18 protein-coding genes and 1 riboswitch are annotated in these 18,142 nt (G+C 68.3%); of the genes, 11 read left to right on the forward strand and 7 right to left on the reverse strand.

The window, feature by feature from the left end:
- On the forward strand, positions 1-487 hold a 487-nt coding region (locus AC3DEZ_RS14555), incomplete at its 5' end, for a hypothetical protein (RefSeq protein ID WP_488388862.1).
- A gap of 45 nt (positions 488-532) precedes the next feature.
- On the opposite strand, the gene btuB is transcribed toward AC3DEZ_RS14555, so the two are convergent.
- Entirely contained in the window at positions 533-2,368 is a 1,836-nt protein-coding gene (btuB, locus tag AC3DEZ_RS14560) for a TonB-dependent vitamin B12 receptor (RefSeq protein WP_488388863.1), read from the reverse strand.
- A gap of 126 nt (positions 2,369-2,494) precedes the next feature.
- A riboswitch (cobalamin riboswitch) is annotated at positions 2,495-2,736 on the reverse strand.
- Between the two features lie 99 nt (positions 2,737-2,835).
- On the opposite strand from btuB, the gene cobT reads away from it, so the two are divergent.
- The 3 genes from cobT to cobS are packed head-to-tail and all read left to right on the forward strand — an operon-like array spanning position 2,836 to position 5,236.
- Positions 2,836-3,900, forward strand: a complete 1,065-nt coding sequence (gene cobT / locus AC3DEZ_RS14565; protein WP_488388864.1) for a nicotinate-nucleotide--dimethylbenzimidazole phosphoribosyltransferase — start codon at positions 2,836-2,838, stop codon at positions 3,898-3,900.
- Entirely contained in the window at positions 3,897-4,493 is a 597-nt protein-coding gene (locus tag AC3DEZ_RS14570; protein WP_488388865.1) for a histidine phosphatase family protein, read from the forward strand. The genes cobT and AC3DEZ_RS14570 overlap by 4 nt, the downstream gene beginning before the upstream one ends.
- A complete protein-coding gene (gene cobS / locus AC3DEZ_RS14575) occupies positions 4,490-5,236 on the forward strand; it encodes an adenosylcobinamide-GDP ribazoletransferase (RefSeq protein WP_488388866.1) in 747 nt (248 codons plus the stop codon). The genes AC3DEZ_RS14570 and cobS overlap by 4 nt, the downstream gene beginning before the upstream one ends.
- A 6-nt stretch (positions 5,237-5,242) precedes the next feature.
- Here the strand turns inward: cobS and AC3DEZ_RS14580 are convergent, their stop codons facing one another.
- Together AC3DEZ_RS14580 and AC3DEZ_RS14585 are read right to left on the reverse strand one after the other, a co-directional pair.
- Positions 5,243-5,620: a TfoX/Sxy family protein gene (locus AC3DEZ_RS14580; RefSeq protein ID WP_488388998.1), complete on the reverse strand. Its 378-nt coding sequence runs from the start codon at positions 5,618-5,620 to the stop codon at positions 5,243-5,245.
- Between the two features lie 2 nt (positions 5,621-5,622).
- Positions 5,623-6,108, reverse strand: a complete 486-nt coding sequence (locus AC3DEZ_RS14585) for a GAF domain-containing protein (protein WP_447104476.1) — start codon at positions 6,106-6,108, stop codon at positions 5,623-5,625.
- Positions 6,109-6,304: 196 nt separating this feature from the next.
- On the opposite strand from AC3DEZ_RS14585, the gene bioD reads away from it, so the two are divergent.
- A complete protein-coding gene (bioD, locus tag AC3DEZ_RS14590; RefSeq protein WP_488388867.1) occupies positions 6,305-6,973 on the forward strand; it encodes a dethiobiotin synthase in 669 nt (222 codons plus the stop codon).
- A gap of 123 nt (positions 6,974-7,096) precedes the next feature.
- Here the strand turns inward: bioD and AC3DEZ_RS14595 are convergent, their stop codons facing one another.
- Positions 7,097-7,849: a maleate cis-trans isomerase family protein gene (locus tag AC3DEZ_RS14595; RefSeq protein ID WP_488388868.1), complete on the reverse strand. Its 753-nt coding sequence runs from the start codon at positions 7,847-7,849 to the stop codon at positions 7,097-7,099.
- Between the two features lie 261 nt (positions 7,850-8,110).
- Here AC3DEZ_RS14595 and AC3DEZ_RS14600 point away from each other — a divergent pair, with 261 nt between their 5' ends.
- Together AC3DEZ_RS14600 and AC3DEZ_RS14605 are read left to right on the forward strand one after the other, a co-directional pair.
- Entirely contained in the window at positions 8,111-8,746 is a 636-nt protein-coding gene (locus AC3DEZ_RS14600) for a YbhB/YbcL family Raf kinase inhibitor-like protein (RefSeq protein ID WP_488388869.1), read from the forward strand.
- 29 nt (positions 8,747-8,775) lie between these two features.
- Positions 8,776-9,633, forward strand: a complete 858-nt coding sequence (locus AC3DEZ_RS14605) for a helix-turn-helix transcriptional regulator (protein ID WP_488388870.1) — start codon at positions 8,776-8,778, stop codon at positions 9,631-9,633.
- A gap of 273 nt (positions 9,634-9,906) precedes the next feature.
- On the opposite strand, the gene AC3DEZ_RS14610 is transcribed toward AC3DEZ_RS14605, so the two are convergent.
- Both AC3DEZ_RS14610 and queD read right to left on the reverse strand, forming a co-directional pair.
- Positions 9,907-10,302: a phasin family protein gene (locus tag AC3DEZ_RS14610; RefSeq protein ID WP_488388871.1), complete on the reverse strand. Its 396-nt coding sequence runs from the start codon at positions 10,300-10,302 to the stop codon at positions 9,907-9,909.
- Positions 10,303-10,632: 330 nt separating this feature from the next.
- Positions 10,633-10,986, reverse strand: coding sequence for a 6-carboxytetrahydropterin synthase QueD (gene queD / locus AC3DEZ_RS14615; protein WP_488388872.1), 354 nt, complete (start codon positions 10,984-10,986; stop codon positions 10,633-10,635).
- A 171-nt stretch (positions 10,987-11,157) separates the two neighbouring features.
- Here queD and AC3DEZ_RS14620 point away from each other — a divergent pair, with 171 nt between their 5' ends.
- From AC3DEZ_RS14620 to AC3DEZ_RS14630, 3 genes are all read left to right on the forward strand, one after another.
- Positions 11,158-11,955: a DUF4198 domain-containing protein gene (locus AC3DEZ_RS14620; RefSeq protein WP_488388873.1), complete on the forward strand. Its 798-nt coding sequence runs from the start codon at positions 11,158-11,160 to the stop codon at positions 11,953-11,955.
- Positions 11,956-11,986: 31 nt separating this feature from the next.
- The gene (locus AC3DEZ_RS14625; protein ID WP_488388874.1) at positions 11,987-12,898 is read left to right on the forward strand and encodes an EF-hand domain-containing protein; all 912 of its coding nucleotides are present in this window, start codon (positions 11,987-11,989) and stop codon (positions 12,896-12,898) included.
- A 261-nt stretch (positions 12,899-13,159) separates the two neighbouring features.
- Entirely contained in the window at positions 13,160-15,505 is a 2,346-nt protein-coding gene (locus AC3DEZ_RS14630) for a TonB-dependent hemoglobin/transferrin/lactoferrin family receptor (protein WP_488388875.1), read from the forward strand.
- Positions 15,506-15,613: 108 nt separating this feature from the next.
- Here the strand turns inward: AC3DEZ_RS14630 and AC3DEZ_RS14635 are convergent, their stop codons facing one another.
- Complete coding sequence (locus tag AC3DEZ_RS14635; protein WP_488388876.1) at positions 15,614-16,960, reverse strand: DEAD/DEAH box helicase; 1,347 nt, start codon at positions 16,958-16,960, stop codon at positions 15,614-15,616.
- A gap of 387 nt (positions 16,961-17,347) precedes the next feature.
- Here AC3DEZ_RS14635 and AC3DEZ_RS14640 point away from each other — a divergent pair, with 387 nt between their 5' ends.
- Positions 17,348-18,121 (forward strand): Crp/Fnr family transcriptional regulator, encoded by a 774-nt coding sequence (locus tag AC3DEZ_RS14640; protein WP_447104488.1) that lies wholly within the window; start codon positions 17,348-17,350, stop codon positions 18,119-18,121.
- Positions 18,122-18,142: the final 21 nt, after the last annotated feature.

Below are 18,142 nucleotides of genomic sequence, written 5' to 3' on the forward strand. Positions count from 1 at the left end.
GGTGCCCGAGGACCCGGCCCAGTTCGTCGTGCACCGCTCCGAGCAGCACATGCGCGGGCTGTATGGCACCGGCCGCTACGACCGGCAAGGCGAACGTGGGCAGGTGGACCTGCTGGGACCGGCGGCCCCGTGCCGGACCGAGGCGGTGAGTCACTGCCGGCAGAAGGGACCCGTCGACGAGCAGTTGGAGAACGCGGTGGAGCGCCAGCCGCGCCCCACCTCGGCGGCCCCGCCCGGGCGCGGGCCGGAGGCGGTGTTCCTGGACGGGGTGGTGGGGCGGTTGTACCGCAGCCTGTTGACCGGCGATGACCGGGGGCTGTCGGCGGCCATCGACGACTACCTGCGTCATCCGACCAGCCAGTCGTTCCGTGACGCCGTCGCGCTGGGGCAGGCGCGCCTGGACGCGCAGGCGGCACCGACGCGCCCGGACCCGCCGCAGGCCGAACCCGCGCCGCCGGTCCATGCACCGCCGGTCTTGCGCAGGTAAAAAAAGCCCGGCGGTTGCCGGGCTCTTTTCGTTGCGGTTCCGCGATCAGCGCCTGGGCTGGTAGCGCAGGCTCAGGCCGTATTCGCGGCCGGGCTGGTTGTACCAGGCGATGGTTTCGTACGCGCAATCGAACACGTTGTCGACCTTGGCCAGCAGCGTCCATTCCGGGGTGACCGCGTACTCCAGCCGCAGGTCGGCGGTGGCGAAGCCGCCCAGGCGGGTGGCGTTGCTCAGTTCGTCGTAGCGGTAGCCCGCGCCGCTGACGGTCGCGCCGATACGGAAGTCGCCGAACTGGCGGTCCACGTCGATGCGGCCGGTATCGCGCGCGCGACGCGGCAGCAGCTTGTCGTTGTTGCTGGCGCTGCGGTTGCGCGGATCGGTGTGGCTGAGCTGGGCGGAAAGATCCCAGCCGGCCAGCGTCACGTCGACGGTGAACTCGGCGCCGCGGATGCGGGCTTCATCCACCTGCACCATCTTGAAGCGGGTACCGTCATAGGTGATCAGATCGTCGATGCGGGTCTCGTACAGATCCAGCGCCCAGCGCCAGGCGTCGCCACTCTGGGCGATGCCGACGTTGAGGCTCCTGGACTTTTCCGGCTCCAGATCGCGGTTGCCGCTCCACGGGTCGTACAGATCGCTGAAGGTCGGCGCCTTGAAGCCGGTGCCGTAGGTCGCGCTGAGCTTGAAGCCACGGCCGAAACCCATGCCCCAGCCGAGGTTGCCGGTGGTGTGGTTGCCGAACTGCTCGTTGTCGTCGTTGCGCACGCTCGCCTGCAACTGGTGCGCGCCGAACTTGCCCTGGTACTCGACGAAGCCGGCGGTGTTGCGGCGGCTGTCGGCGGCGTAATCGGTGGTGCTGTCGAGGTGGTCGATGTACCAGTCCGCGCCGACGGTCAGCAGCTGATCCCGGCCCAGTCCGATGTCGGCCTGCGCGCTGGCGGTGTTGCGGTGGGTGTTGTGGGTGCTGTCGTGGTCGACTTCGTTGCGGTAGTTGTCGGTCTCGTTGTCGCTGCGGCCGACATTGACGGTCAGGGCGAAGCGGTCGGTCGGCACGTAGCGGACCTTGCCGTTCAACACCTGCTGCACGTTCTCGGTGTAGTTGTAGTAACCGTCGTACTGGTTCGCGCCTTCGGCGCGCAGCGCGCTGGCTTCGGCGGTCAGCGTATCGGTCAGCTTGTAGCCGCCACGCAGGCTGGCCGAAACGTTGCGGTAACCGTCGCGGTCGGGTTCGTCGGCGTAGCAGCCTCGGCCCTGCGATGCCGAGCCACGGCAGGCATTGATGCCGTCGGTGCGCTGGTAGGACGCATCCGCGCCGAACCAGCCGCGTTCGCCGCCACCGCCGAAACCGGCGCTGGCCTGGCGCAGGCCGTTGCTGCCGCCGCCCATCTGGAAGTGCGGCGTGTAGGCGCCCTGGTTGCGGCGGGTGAAGATCTGGATCACGCCGCCGATGGCCTCTGAACCGTACAGGCTGGAGTTCGGGCCGCGCACGATCTCGATGCGATCGATCTGCGCCAGCGGCAGATCCGGAATGGCGGCGGCGGCGAAATCGGCCGAATTCACCCGCACGCCATCGATCAGCACCAGGGTGTGGCTGGAGTTGGTGCCACGCAGGAACAGCGAGGTCTGCTTGCCCGGGCCGCCGGCGTTGGTCAGGTTGATGCCGGCGCGACCGCGCAGCAGATCCTGCAGCGAGGTCGCCTGGCTGCGCTCGATGTCGGCGCGATCGATGACCTGCACCGGCGCCAGGCTGTCTTCCAGCGCGATCGCGGTGCGGGTGCTGGTGACGACGACTTCGTCCAGCTCGGTGGCGGCGTTCTGGGCGAGGGCCAGGCCCGGAAGCGCCAGCGTGACGGCCAGGGACAGGGTACGGATAGGTGGCATTGCAATCGGCTCCATGCGCCGCGCGCTCCCGCGCGGCATAACGGGGGGAGGCGGCAACGCGGGAACGGGAAGACAGCGGAAACGGCCGTGCGCACGGCGCTCGCCGCCGCAACGCCCGCCGCGTCGCAACCAGTCGTCTTTCGGGCCGGTCTCCGGGCTTGCGAGCGCGATGGCGGACCATCGCCGGCCGGGGCGCCTTCCCGTGCGGATGCACAGTGGCGTGTGCCCTGTCCTGACTCGCTTACCGTTGCGGGGGCAGCGCCGGAATCACCCGTCGCGTCGCCGGAGAGGCGGGCGCGGGTTCACCGGCTTCCCGTTTCAACCCTGGGCGGAACCGCCCGCGGGTCACCAGAAAGCGCGGAGATTCTAGCAGAAGCGCGCCCCCGGCCCCATCGGCGTCCCGATGGCCGGGCGGCGGCGGCGGCTCCCGTAGAATCCCGGTTCCCTCCGTCGCAAGAACTCCGCACGTGTCCCAGGACTGGATCCACGCCGACTGCCGGCAACCTTCTTCCGAACACCGCGAACGCGCCCGCGCGCGCCAGGACGAGCTGACCAAGCCGCAGGGCTCGCTCGGCCGCATCGAGACCCTGGCGGTGGAACTGGCGGCGTTGCAACATCGGGATCGTCCCGTGGCGGCACGGGTGCCGGTGGTCGTGTTCGCCGGCGATCACGGCGTGGTGGCGCAGGGCGTGTCGGCGTTTCCTTCCGAAGTGACGGTGCAGATGCTGCACAACTTCGCCAACGGCGGCGCGGCGATTTCTGTGCTGGCGCGCGAACTCGGCCTGCCGCTGCGGGTGGTGGATGCCGGCACCCGCGCCACCCACGCCATCGCCGGTGTGCAGACCGACAAGCCCTGCCACGGCACCCGCGATTTCAGCGTCGAAGCGGCGATGAGCGAAGACGAACTCGCGCATGCGCTGGCCGCCGGCCGACGCGCCATCGAGGCGGCGGAGGAGGCGGATCTGTTCGTCTTCGGCGAGATGGGCATCGGCAACACCACCGCGGCCAGTGCGCTGGCCTGCGCGCTGGCGGATCTGCCGCTGGACGAGCTGGTTGGCGCGGGCACCGGATTGCAGGGTGATCGCATCGCCCACAAGCAGCAGGTGATCGCGGACGCGCTGGCGCTGCACCGGCCGCACATCGCCGGCAGTGGTGATTCCGCGCGCGAAACGCTGCGCCGTGTCGGCGGGCTGGAAATCGCCGCGATGGCCGGCGCGATGATCGCCGCCGCGCAGCGGGGCGTGCCGGTGCTGGTGGACGGTTTCATCGTCTCGGCGGCGGCGTTGGCCGCGGTCGGCCTGCAGCCGCAGGTGCGGCCATGGCTGTTGTTTTCGCACCAGTCGGCCGAACGCGGGCATGCGCGCGTGCTGGCGGCGCTGGACGCGCGTCCGCTGCTGCAACTGGATCTGCGCCTGGGCGAAGGCAGCGGCGCGGCGCTGGCGTTGCCGCTGCTGCGGCTGGCCTGCGCGTTGCACGCCGGCATGGCGACCTTCGCCGAAGCCGCGGTATCCGGGCGCGACGACGCGCCATGATCCTCGACCTGGTGCGTCATGCCTCGACCGGACGCGCCGGCCACTTCGACGGACGCACCGATCCGCCGCTGCTGCCAGGCGCCGTTGATGCGGTCCGCGGCGGTTGCGCGGACGTCGCCTGGTCGCGGGTGATCAGTTCACCGCGCCAGCGCGCGCTGCACACCGCGCGGGCCTTGGCGGCTGCGCGGGCGATGCCGGTGGATGTCGCCGAAGACTGGGCCGAGTGGGATTTCGGCGACTGGGATGGGCAGCATCGCGATGCGATCGCGGTGGATGAGGCTTCGCGCCGCGCATTGCAGGCGTTCTACCGGGATCCGGGCGCGCATCCGCCGCCGAACGCCGAACCCTGGGCCGCGTTCGAGGCGCGCATCGATCGCGCCCTGCGCGCGCTGGCGGCGCCGGATGACGCATCACCGGTGCTGGTGGTCAGCCATGCCGGGCCGCTGCGGCTGGCGCTGGCGCGCGCCTGTGGCTGGCCGCTGGCGTCGTTGTGGGCGGTGCGCATCGACTACGGCACCCGCCTGCGCCTGCGGGTGCAGATCGACGCGGCGGATCATCTGTGGGGCGAACTGATCGAAGTGAGGCAGGCATGAGCGTGCGCAAACTGATCCTGGCGGTGCAGTTCCTGACCCGCCTGCCCACGCCGCAGCTGCGCGATTTCCGCGAAGAGGAGTTGAGCCGGACGGCGGTGTATTTCCCGCTGGTGGGCGCGTTGATCGGCGCGCTGGTGGTATTGCCGCTGTGGGCGCTGGACGCGCGGCCGTGGCTGGCGGGCCTGCTGGCGCTGATCGCGTGGGTATGGGTGACCGGCGCGCTGCATCTGGACGGGCTCGGCGATGTCGCCGACGCGTTCGGCGCGGCGCACCGCAATCCGCAGCGGTTCCTGGAAGTGCTGAAGGACCCGCACATGGGCGTGTTCGGCGTGGTCACGATCGTGCTGCAGCTGCTGGCCAAGTTAGTGCTGCTGGCCGAACTGGTCGACGGCGCGTGGCTGTGGGGCGTGCTGCTGGTACCGGCGTGGGCGCGCTGGGCCACCACGCTGTTGTGGAGCCGCTGGTTGCCGCCGCTGCATGCGGGCATGGCCGAACGCTTCGCCTGGTACCGCAACGAAGGCGCGTACTGGGATTGGGCGTGGGGCGCGGCGCTGGCGGCGATCAGCCTGTGGCTGGCGCCGCCGCTGCTGATCTGTCTGCTGCTGGCGCCGTTGACCGCGTGGTACTGGAAATGCCGGCTGGGCGGCATTTCCGGCGATTGCCTGGGCGCCAGCACCGAGGTGCTGGAAACCCTGCTGCTGCTGGCGCTGGCGTTGGCACCGGCGGCCTGGCGGCTGTTCTGACCCGGGTCAGTCTTCCTGATCGCCGCCCGGCGAATCGAACAGGTTCATCGCCGGCGCGGCACCTTCGTCTTCCTGGATGTGGGTGGTGGTCACGGGCGCGGCGGCGGGACGGCCGCGTGGCGGCGGCAGCAGCGCGGCGGCGGCGTCGTAGGCCACCAGCAGTTCGCTGCGGCGTTCCTCCGGCAGGTGCTGCCAGTGGCAGTCCAGCAACGCGCCTTCCAGTGCGTACAGCAGGTTGAGGCTGGGGCGGAAGCCGGCGCGCTTGACCCGCATGAAGGCTTCCACCGAACCCGCCGCCACCAGATCCTCCTGCGTGCGCAGGCCGACCTGGCGCAGCCAGGCCGCCGATTTGGGACCGATGTTGCGCATCTTCGCGGTACTGATGCTCATGCCAGTGACTCCACGTAGATGGCGGCGATGGCTTCCAGACCGCGCTGATCTTCTTCGTCGAAACGGGCCAGGCGCGGGCTGTCCAGATCCAGCACGCCGACCAGGCGATCGTGCTTGACCAGCGGCACCACCAACTCCGAACGCGAGGCGCTGTCGCAGGCGATATGGCCGGGAAACGCATCCACGTCCTCCACCCGTTGGGTCTGGCGGGTGCGCGCGGCGGCGCCGCACACACCCTTGTCCAGGGCGATGCGCACGCAGGCCGGCAGACCCTGGAAGGGGCCGACCACCAGTTCGGTGCCGTCATGGAAATAGAATCCGGCCCAATTGAGATCCGGCAGGGCGTGGTAGACCAGCGCCGACAGGTTCGCGGCATTGGCGATGCGATCGCTTTCGCCGCTGAGCAGGGCGTGCGCCTGGGCGGCCAACTGCGCGTATTGTTCCGGTTTGCTGCCGGTCAGGGTCTGGCTGGTGAAGGACATCACTGGATTCTAGCCCGAACCCGCAAGGGGGCCGGTGCGCGGGAAATGGTTGGATTGATGAAGAGAACGTGATGACCGGCCAAAACAGGACGCCCGCTCGCATTCCAGGCGTTTGCGGTGGGCGTGCTGCCATTTGGCGGGCCGATCGCTACGATCCACGGTCCTGCGCCGAGGGCGCGCACAGGCAGCAAGACGGATGCACAGCTTCTTCGTCACCGGCACCGACACCGGCGCCGGCAAGACCTTGGCCAGCAGCACCCTGCTGCATGCCCTGCGCAGGCGTGGCCTGCGCGCGGTCGGCATGAAACCGGTCGCCAGCGGCTGCGAACGCACCGCGGATGGCTGGCGCAACGAGGATGCGCTGGCGTTGCTGGCGGCCAGTGACCCCCGGCCCGCCTACGCGGATCTCAATCCCTACGCCCTGCCCGAACCGCTGGCACCGGAAATCGCCGCGCGCGAGGCCGGTGTGACCCTGGTGATGGCACCCATCGTGGCGGCCTTCCAGCGTTTGCGGGCGCAGGCGGACGCGGTGGTGGTGGAGGGCGTTGGCGGTTGGGCGGCGCCGCTGTCGGCGTCGCTGGACCAGGTCGATCTGGTGCGCGCGCTGCGCCTGCCGGTGGTGCTGGTGGTGGGCATGCGGCTGGGTTGCCTCAACCACGCGCGCCTGACCGTGCGAGCCATCCGCGCCGACGGCGCGGATCTGATCGGCTGGATCGCCAACGAGGTGGATCCGGACATGGCGCGGCGGGACGAGAATTTCGAACTGCTGAAGGCGCGCATCGATGCGCCGTGCTGGGGGCGCCTGCCGCATCGGCTGCCGGTGGAGCCGGCGGCGCTGGCGGGACAGGTGATCCTGCCGGACTGATGGGTGGTTGCCTTTCCGGCAAGCGCCAACGACGGATGACGCGGGATGATCGGGTCCCTGGCCGACGGACCGGGGGCGCGCTAGACGGGCGCGCATCCCGCCTGCGGACAGGGAACCACGCGGTCAGAACCTTCCTGAAAGCAGATGCCCCGCGTCAGGCACCCGCGCCGACAAGCCGAGGGTCTTGAGCACCCGATAGGCTGTCGCCACCGCCGCCGACAGAACCGGCTTTCCCAGCGCGTCCTCGACCCGCTGGATGGCGGGCAGCGAGGGCATCTGTACGCAGGCGGACAGCACGACGGCATCCGCATCGCCAACGTCGAGGCGCTTGACGTGCTCGAGCAGGCTCATCGGGTCGATGCGCCCCACCGCCAGATTGTCGGATACCTCCAGGCTGACGGAATCCGTCACGCGGATCGCCTCGTTTTCGATGTATGCGGCAACCTGCCGTGTCAGCGGCTTCATGTACGGAGTCAGGATCGCGACCTTGCTGAAGCCCATGGCCTTGATGCCGTCGCACAGTGCTCCCGCGGAACTGATGATCGGCGTGGGTGCCTGATTGTGCTCCGTGATGTCGCCAAGGCGTTCCTCGGCCTGTCGATGGTAGCCAGGCCCCTGGCACATGATGGCCACCAGGCAGGCATAGGCGAGCACGTCGCACCGCGCGTCGCTCAGTTCCCGCGCGCAGCGATCACTTTGCAGATCCATCGCTTTCAGTTCGTCGGGAGTGACATGCATCATGCGCATTCGCGCCGCATGAAACGTGAAATGCTCCTGCGGGAAGAGCGCCCCCCTTGCATTCAGCATGGCGGGGATTTCGGTTTCCATTGTCGTGTTGGAACTCGGCACGATCTGGCCGATTCGATAGGTCTTCATGGGGACATCCAGCATTCGGAACGAAGGAGTCGATGCGCTCCGGCGCATGACCCGGAGGAACCGGCGCGGTCGGGCGCCGGTTCCGCAACATATCGCCCGAAATCCCGCGAAAGAAACTAATTGCAGTCATATTGACTGGTTATGGAACTAGAATGATGGGCTATGGTGCCTTTTGCCGGCCGGCAGGATCCTAGAATTCAGGACGGCGCGGAGGCTCGCGCCGCGCTGGACCTTTCATCAACGCACAGGACAAGACCCCACATGCAAATCATCAGCCACAGCTTCCAGAACGGCCAGGCGATTCCCGGCGAATTCGCTTTCGCGGTGCCCGATGCCGCCGCGCACGTCGCGCTGTCGTCGAACCGAAACCCGCACCTTGCCTGGCGTGATGTCCCCGCAGGCACCCAATCATTCGTGATCGTCTGCCACGATCCCGATGTGCCCAGCCGTGGCGACGACGTGAACCAGGAAGGCCGCGAGGTGCCGGCCGATCTTCCGCGCGTCGATTTCTTCCATTGGTTGCTGCTCGACATCCCCGCGGATACCACGCAGATCCCGGCCGGCGCGCATTCCAGCGGCGTGACGCCACGCGGCAAGCCCGGTCCCCTGGCAGCCGACGGTCTGCGTCATGGCATCAACGACTACACCGCCTGGTTCGCGGGCGATGAACAGATGAAGGGTGACTATTACGGCTACGACGGCCCGTGCCCGCCGTGGAACGACACCCTCGTGCATCGCTATGTCTTCACGGTTTATGCGTTGGCGGTGCCCCGGCTCGACGTCACCGGGCCGCTGACGGGCGCCAACGTGCGCGCCGCGCTGGCTTCCGCGCCCGTACTCGGACAGGCCAGCCTGACCGGCCTGTATCGCCTCAACCCCGCCGTTCCGCTCGCCTAGTCTTGGACAGGCAAAGCCTGGAGACCGGATTGCGTCCACCGTCCGCTTTCGCGGGCGCGGTCGACCGCATGCGCTGGCCGTTGCCCTCCGGCGCGCCCGTGCTGCGGCGCGGCCTGTGCAGTCTTGCTCAACCCTGCCTGAGGCAGGCCCAGCGCACGCCGCGATTCCTGTTTTCGGATGCGACCGTGCTGCTGATAGTCGCTGGGCGACTCGACCTGGACAACGGCGTCAACACGTTCCCGGTCGATGCGCAGGCGTCGATGTTGCTGGTCGATCCGGGCACCTGCGCCGACCTGCTGAAAACGCCGGTCGGCGCCGGGCAGCCGTTCCGCTCCATCTTCCTGACGCTTTCGGCGGATCTGCTGGAAGCGTTCCAGCGCACCCATGCTTCCCGCCTGCCGGACACGCTCCACGACGCGCCCTGTCGGCAAGCGCCGCTGGATGAGGATCTGGCATCGACGTTCCAGCATGTCCTGGAGAGCGTGGAAGCCCGGCGGGTGAGCGATGAGCGGCTTCAGCACCGGCTGATGGATTTTCTCCTGGGGCTCGCCGAGCGTGGCCACGCTTTCAGGAACACCGGGCAGAGCGGCATCGGAGGACGCCTGCGCGCCCTGATCGGCGATGCGCCGGACCAGCATTGGACGGCGCATGAGGCGGGGCGCGCGCTGGCGATGAGCGAAGCCACGCTGCGGCGCCGGCTGGCGGGGGAATCCGTGCGTTTCGAGGATCTGTTGATCGACATTCGCATGCACCACGCCATGATGTTGCTCCAGACAACCTCCTGGAGCATTCCCCGCATCGCGCAGGCGTGCGGATACCAGTCGCGCGCGCGCTTCTCCGAGCGGTTCCGCGTGCGTTTCGGATGCCTGCCTTCGGCGGTTCGCTGACAGGCAGGCCGACGTTCGACTACCGGTCGCGCGTGCGGCCAGCATGCGCGGGGCGACGCGGGAGATCGAAGCGTGCCGGATCGCTCCGCCGGGCAGGGAGCGGATCGGGATTTCAGTGACCGGGTTTTCGAATCACGCTCCGCCAGTGGGTACGGCGCTTGCGGAGCGCATAAAAAAGGCCCGGCAGCGCGAGGCGCTGGCCGGGCCGGATTGCGCGGTGGGAGGGGAGTCCGCGCAAATTTCAGAGAGAGCTTTGAAGCGGTATTACCCGTATTACTTGGCGGCCTTGGCAGCCTTGGTCGCCTTGGCCACGGTGGCCTGGACGTTGTCGGTGGCGGCTTCGAACTGGGTCTTGGCCAGCTGGCCGAAGGCTTCACCGGTCTTCAGGGCCAGACCGAACACTTCCTGGCCGGCGGCGACGAGGCGTTCGGTGTTGTCCTTGGCGACCTGCACGCCCTTCGGCCACAGGGTCTTGTAGCTGTCGAGATCACGCACTTCGGCCAGTTCGCCAAAGAAGGCGGTGGCGGCGTCGACGTTCTTCTCGAAGGTCTTCAGCTGGACGCCGAAGATGGTTTCGGCGCTTTCCAGGGCCAGACGGTTCGCGCGGGCAGCGGCCGCCGCGAACTGGTGCGTGTAGGTGCTGAACTGCTCGTTGAACTGGGCGGACATGGTGCACTCCAAAGGGGAATACGAGGATGTTGCGGCGCAGCATATCGAGGTCTTTGTTGCGGTGCAATAACAGGCGTATGGTTTTCCGACGAACGGTCGGTCCCCTTTGAAAATCAGCCGCTTGCGGGCGGAAGCTGAACAGGGGGAAAGACCGGCCGACGGGCGTTCCGGGTCATATGCGCGCGCACCGAGGCGGTGCAGGCTTCCGCCGTGGATTCGGGGACCGACAGGAATCAATGGCCTTCGAGGGCCGCGCGCGGCGGTCTGCCCGTCGCGGGACGGGCGGAATCCGGACATCCGATGAGAAGGGTGGCGTCGCCGCCAGCCGGATCAGCCGCGATAGCGGCTGCCGGCGGTGCAGGTCTCGTGGACCACGACCTCGCTCAGGCCGGGCAGCGCCGGCTTGAGCTGTTCCCAGATCCACGCGGCCAAGCGTTCGCTGGTCGGATTCTCCAGACCGGGGATGTCGTTGAGATAGTGATGGTCCAGGCGCTCGTAGATCGGCTTGAACGCGGCCTTGATGTCGGCGAAGTCCATCACCCAGCCGGTATGCGGATCGATATCGCCGGAGACGTGCAGTTCCACCCGGAACGAATGGCCGTGCAGGCGCGCGCACTTGTGGCCTTCCGGCACGTTGGGCAGGCGGTGCGCGGCTTCCAGGGTGAAGATCTTGAAAATATCCATGCGCGTATTGTCCGCTGCGGCGCATGAAGGCGGCAAATCCGGCTCCGCGGGCCTTTTCCGGAAATCTGTCTTCACTGGATTGTAACGATTCGCATTTGCATCTAAGATGCGCCCGGCAGCCAGCAACCGGACCCGGTTCCGCCAGCGATTCCGTCCCTTCAGGAACCGATGATGAAACCGCTGACCCTGCTGACCGGCGCGCTCGCCTGGGCCGCGCTCGCGACCGCCTCCGCCCATACGCCTTACCTGGCTCCCAGCAATTTCGCGCCGCAGGCCGGCGAGAACGTGGCGCTGGACGCCGCCTTCGCCGAAACCTTCTTCGTCCCCGAAGCCGCGTTCGACAACAGCCGCTTCGTGGTGATCGGTCCGGAGGGCAAGCCCGTCGGTCCGGACACCGTGCAGATATTGAAGACCCGCGCCGTGGTCGAGCACCGCATGCCCGGGGTGAAGGGCACGTATCGCTTCAGCACCGGGCCGCGTCTGGGCGCGTTGTTCCGCACCTGGGAAATCAACGGAAAGCGCGAAAGCTCGCGGGATCCGGCGGTGAAAATCCCGGCTGGCGCCAAAGTGCTGTCCAACTTCCAGTCGCTCACCCGCGCCGAGACCTACGTGAGCATCGGCGCGCCCGACACCGCGGCGCTGCGGCCACACGGACAAGGCCTGGAGTTCGTGCCGGTGGATCATCCCAATGATCTCTATACCGGCGAGTCATTCGCGTTCGTCGTGCAGCATGACGGCAAGCCGCTGGCCAACCAGCCGGTCGAGATCACCGAGGCGGTCTGGACGTCGGATCGCAAACCCCAGGTCGTGAATCTGACCACCGACGCCGAAGGGCGGGTGAGTTTCCCGCTGCAGCGCGCCGGCACCTGGCTGGCGCTGTCGCGCCATCGCACGCCGGCGCCCGCCGGCGCGCCGGTGGACGAGTACAGCCATAGCTACACCCTGACTTTCCGCGTGCTCGAACCCTGAGACGCCTTTCCGGATCCGCTGGAGTCCCTTGATGAAAACCGCCTTCCTCGCCGGCGCGGTCGCCACCGCGCTGCTGCTTCCCCCCACCGCCAATGCCTGGCAGGCGCCACCCGCGCGCCCGCTGGTGGTGGGCCACAGCGACAACGTCACCGCCTTCATCGCCCAGCATGACGGCGACGGTGATGGCCGCCTGGGCTGGGCGGAATTCGACGCCTTCCGCCGCCAGCGCTTCGACGCCACCGATGCCAACCACGACGGCAGCGTGGACGTGGAAGAGTACGTGCGCGAGTTCGAAACCCGATCGCGGCAGGCGCGCGAACAGGCACGTGAGGATCAGATCGCCCAGACCGAGCGCCGGCTCGATGCGCTGGACGCCGATCGCGACGGGCGTGTTTCCCGGGCCGAGTTCGATGCCTCCGGCGAACGCGTGTTGGTCGAAGGCCAGCAGGCGCTGGCGAAGGAAAACGCCGAGCTGGCCAAGAGCGGTGACGCGGCCACCGAACGCGCCGCGCGCGCGGAACGCAGGCGCGGCCGGATGGCATTGCCGAGCGCGCATACCGGCGACGGCTTCCTGGCGCTGTACGACGGCAACGGCGACGGCCAGGTCGAACGCGCGGAGTTCGATCGCGCCCGCACCGGGCAGTTCACCCGTACCGACGCCAACCGGGATGGCGTGCTGGACCGCGAGGAATACCTGGCGGAATTCCGCCAGCGCCTGGACCAGCACTACGCAGCGTTGGGTGGTGGTTCGGACAAGCAGACGCGCGTGCGTTTCGCCGCGCTCGATACGGACAAGGATGGGCGGATGACGTTCGCCGAGTACCAGGTGTCCGGTCGGCGCAGCTTCGACGGCGCCGATCGCAATCGGGATGGCGTGGTCGACGTGGCCGACGCGGCGTTGCCGCCGCCGGCACGGCCGTCCCGCACCGCCGCGGGACGCTGACAGGCGCCGGCATGGGGATGCCGATGAAGACCGAATCGCTCCAGGGGATGTCCCCACGCGCGCGTCCTGCGCGGAGCCTTGCGTCGGGACGGCGCGTCGATCCCTGCCAGCACCCGCGATAGCGGGCGTCCCCCTACTTCCCGCATCGCCCGTGCGCGATGCCTTTCCCAGCAACGCAGGACCGCCGAAGGCGGCGGCAGCCAGGACCGGAGCGCTCCCATCGAAGCGCGCATTTCCCTTCCCGACTGTCGGAGTTCCATCATGAAACTGCCTCCCAGCCTGCTCGCGCTGGCCATCGCGTCGAGCCTCTCCTTCCCCCTGCACGCGGAAACCCCGTCCGACGCCGACGGCACCAAGACCTTCGATCCCGTCGAGGTCAAGGCCGAACGCGAGAAGCGCAAGTCGTCCAACCAGAACGTCACCGTCATCGATGCCCGCCAGATGGAAAACGAGATGGCGGAGAACATGGAGGACGTCATCCGCTACATCCCCGGCGTCAGCATCGTCGACATGGGTCGCTTCGGCGACAACGGCTTCAATATCCGCGGCATCGAGGGCGATCGCGTCGCGATGACCGTCGACGGCCTGAGCATGGCCGAGGGCCTGGAGACCGCACGCAGCTACGAGTTCTTCCGGGCCGGGCGCGGCGGCGTGGATATCGATTCGCTGAAGGCGGTCGAAGTGATCAAGGGACCGGACGCGATCGCCGCCGGCAGCGGCGCGCTGGGTGGCGCGGTGGTGTTCACCACCAAGGATCCGGCCGACTATCTGAAGGCGGCGGGCAACGACACCCATGTCGGCCTCAAGCTCGGTTACACCGGCTACAACGACGAGAAACTCGGCTCGCTGAGCCTGGCCAACCGCACCGGCATCGTCGAATCCATGCTGGTCTACACCCGGCGCAAGGCCCACGAGGCGGAGGGTTGGTACGACCGCACGGCGGTGGAGACCGGAAGCGCGCGCCGCCTGCCGGATCCCGTCGATCACGACAGCACCAACGTGCTGGCCAAGGTCGATTTCGTGATCAGCGATGCGCATCGGCTGGGTGTGGTCTACGAGCGCAACCGGGTGGAGAACCGGGTCGACAATCTCAGCCGCGTGAGCGGTCCCGGTTACCTGGAGCGCTGGGGCGACGACAGCAATGATCGCGACCGCTATGGCCTGCGCTACCGCTGGGATGCCGGCATCGCCGCGTTCGACACGCTGGAACTGCAGGCCGATCGCCAGGAAACCACGAGCCATGGCATCACCCGCATCCGCACCGGCAGCGGCACCTCGAGCACCCCGGCGACGCCGGTCACCACGCCCTGCACGCTGGCGTCGACCTGCTGGCGCGCGGAGGATCGCGCCACCGAGCAGATGCTGGACCGGGTGGCGCTGGATTTCGACAAGGCCCTGGAAACGAGCTCGGCACGGCACGCGTTGGCCTATGGCGCGGCATGGCAGCAGCGCGACATCGATTTCGTCGCCATCGACTATCGCTGGAACAACCGCGGCGTACTGGATACCGCCACCGTGGACCCGGCGCAGGTGCCGAAGACCGATGCGACCTCCTGGAACCTGTATCTGCGCGATTGGATCGGCTTTCTCGATGACCGCCTGCAGCTGACCCTCGGTGCAAGATACGACCGCTACGACTATTCGCCGCGGGTCGGCGGTACTTTCCTGGATCCGACCGGCAGCGTGCGCGACGTGAGCTTCGCCGCGCCCACGTGGCAGACCGGTGTCAGCTACCAGTTCCTGCCGCACCAGTCGCTGTGGCTGCAGGCCGGTCGAGGTTTCCGCGCGCCCACCACCGGCGAGATGTACGCGCCTACCAGCACCACCCAGCTCATCGAAGCGGGAACCGGCAATACCGTTCTGGTGCCGACCACGGCGGCCAATCCGGATCTGGAGGCGGAAAAAAGCCTCAGCCTGGAATTGGGCTACCGCTGGGAAAGCGACAACGCGCGCTTCGGCATCTCGGTGTTCCGCGACCGCTATGACAACTTCATCGAAAACGTGCGCCTGACCGCCAATCCGGGCACCGAGTACCGCAGCTGCTCGCGCGGCACCTGCACCACCCGGTTCGGCTACGACTACAACACGCTTGCCAATGTCGGCGAAGTGACCGTCAAGGGCGTCGAACTGGAAGGCCTGTGGCGGTTGGGCGATACCTGGCTGCTGCGCACGGCGTGGTCGCACAACGAGGGCGAACAGAGGGACGGCCGCCCGCTGGACAGCATCAACCCGGACAAGGGTGTGCTGGGCCTGAGCTGGCAGGGCTGGGACGATCGCCTGCGCATCACCGGCAATCTGACCCATTCGCTGGCCAAGAAGGGCCGCGACGTGGATCTGCAACCGGATGTGTTCGGCCAGGTGCCGCAGCGTTTCCTGAGCGACGCCTACACGACGACTGATCTGTTCGGCAGCCTGCGCGTGAATGATCATCTGCGCATCAACGTCGGCGTCTACAACCTGATGGACGAGCATTACTACCAGTGGGCGCGCATCCGCAACGTCACCCGCGGCGACTTCTACCTGTACGGCTACGCCACCGACGACGGTATCGGCCGCTACAGCGAACCCGGTCGCAACTATCGGGTATCGGTGTCGTACAGCTTCTGACGATGATCCGTTCCCGTCCCCTGCCCATGAGTCCGGGAGTCATGCATGAAAAAGCCGCGTCGACGGGTGTCGACGCGGCTGATCGGGAGACGGCTGTCGCGGGAGCGATCAGCGTCCGGAACCACCCCCGCGGCCACCGCGCGCGCCGCGGCCATCCTGGCGACGGCCCTGGCCCTGCGGCTTGGGGCCGCCGGCATGGGCGTGCCGTGGCGGAGCGGCGTGCGGACGACGGTTGTGCTTGCGCGGGGCCTTGTTGCCGGCGGGACGATCGTCGTGACCGGCCTGCGAGTTGCCCCAGCGGATCGGCACCTGCGGCTCGAAGCCGCGCACTTCCACGATGTCCAGATCGCGCTTGAGCATGCGGTTGATCTGGCGCAGCAGCTTGGCCTCGTCCTGGGCGACGATCGAAATCGCCTCGCCCTGGGCGCCGGCGCGGCCGGTGCGGCCGATGCGGTGCACGTAGTCCTCGGCCACCATCGGCAGGTCGAAGTTGATCACCCGCGGCAGTTGGTCGATGTCGATGCCGCGCGCGGCGATGTCGGTCGCCACCAGCACGTTGACCCGGCCGGCCTTGAAGTCGCCCAGCGCGCGCAGGCGCGCGCCCTGCGACTTGTTGCCGTGGATGGCGGCGGCGCGCACGCCGCTCTTTTCCAGGAACGTGGCCAGCTTGTCGCAGCCGTGCTTGGTGCGGCCGAACACCAGCGTCTGCACGCGGCTGTCCGCGGCCAGCAGGTGCAGCAGCAGTTCCCGCTTGCGGCCGCCGTCGACCGGATGCACGCGGTGGGCGATGGTGTCGGCGACGGTATTGCTCGGGGTCACCTGCACCTGGTGCGGCTCGTGCATGAACTCCAGCGCCAGTTCGCGGATCGGATCGGCGAAGGTGGCGGAGAACAGCAGGGTCTGGCGGTTCTGGCGCGGCAGCTTGGCGAGGATGCGCTTGATCGAGGGCAGGAAGCCCATGTCGAGCATGCGATCGGCTTCGTCCAGCACCAGCACCTCGATGCCGGACAGGTCCACGCTGCGGCGCTCGATGTGGTCGATCAGGCGGCCCGGGCAGGCGATCACCAGGTCCACGCCACGGCGCAGGGCGTCGAGCTGGTTGCCCATGCCGACGCCGCCGTAGATGGTGGTGCTGGGAATGCGCAGGTACTTGCCGTAGACGCGCAGGCTGTCATGCACCTGCACGGCGAGTTCGCGGGTCGGGGTCAGGATCAGCGCGCGCGGCTTGCGGCCGCCGCGCGGCGCGACTTCCTGCGGCGTGGTCGCCAGGTACTGGATCAGCGGCAGGCCGAACGCGGCGGTCTTGCCGGTGCCGGTCTGGGCGCCGGCCAGCAGGTCGTGGCCCGCCAGCGCGAGCGGGATGGCCTGGGCCTGGATCGGGGTGGGCTCGGTGTAGCCCTGCTCATCCAGCGCGCGCAGCAGTGCCGGCGCGAGGCCGAGGGATTCGAACGTCATTGCGGAATACTCCAAAGGCGGCAGACGCCACCCGCGCCGACGACGCGCGGTCAGGCGCGGCGGCGATGGCGGATCGGCCGTTTACCCGTAGCGTTCCCTGGAAACCGCGCTGCGAGAGGGGAAAAAGGCGGAAGGCGCCACATGGCGACTCCGGGTTTGCGCAGCGAAAGCAGTCGGAGTGGGGCGGATGCGGGACCGCGGGGGACCGGCATCGGCGGACCGTCGGGGAAACGAACGGCCGCTGGCAAACGGCGCGCACTTTAACCGATTCCGGGCGCCAGTGGGGGGCAGGGTGCCGGAAAGGCCGGTTTTCCGTTCAGCCGAAAGGAATGCCGGGCCGGGCCGATATACAATAAGCCCCTGTTTTCCCGACCCGGCCGCCCCCCAATGAGCCTGCGCGTACTGCGTCACAACGGACCAGCCGTTGTCCCCGCGAACCGCGGTGACGTCGACCCCCTGGCCGGTCCGGCGCAGGGCGACTGCGTCGGCTGCCAGGTCCGGCACCTGGCGGTCTGTGCTGCGCTGCCGCTGGACCAGGCGCGCGCGCTGGAGACGCTGGCCGGCGACATTCCGCTCAAGGCTGGCGAGGTGCTGGCGCGGGAAGGGGACTCCCGCCGCGAAGTATTCACCGTGACCGCCGGCGCGCTGCGCCGGATCCGGCTGCTGGCCGATGGCCGCCGGCTGGTCGCCGGCTTCCTGATGCCGGGCGATTTCATCGGCTTCAGCGGCGCGACCCACTATCGCCATTCGATCGAGGCGATCGTCGACAGCGAACTGTGCGCCTTCACCATGCAGGACATGCGCACGCTGTGCGCGCGCTATCCGGAACTGGAGCGCGAGCTGCTGGAACGCGCCTGCGTGGAACTGGACGCCACCCGCGACAACCTGATGTCGTTGGCGCGGATGACCCCGCTGGAGCGGTTGGCCTCGTTCCTGCTGGACATGCATGCGCGCCGCCGCCGCCAGGGTTACAGCGGCGATGAAGTCGTGCTGCCGATGTCGCGCACGGATATCGCCGACTATCTGGGCCTGACCGTGGAAACCGTCAGCCGCAGCTTCACCCGCCTGCGCCAGGATGGACTGATCGCCACCGACGACCCGCATCGGGTCGCCCTGAAGGATCGCAAGCGCCTGGCTTCGCTCGCCGAAATGCGCGAGTAATCCGCCGGGGATCAGGCCCGC

The organism is Pseudoxanthomonas sp. 134C1 (genome assembly GCF_057773065.1).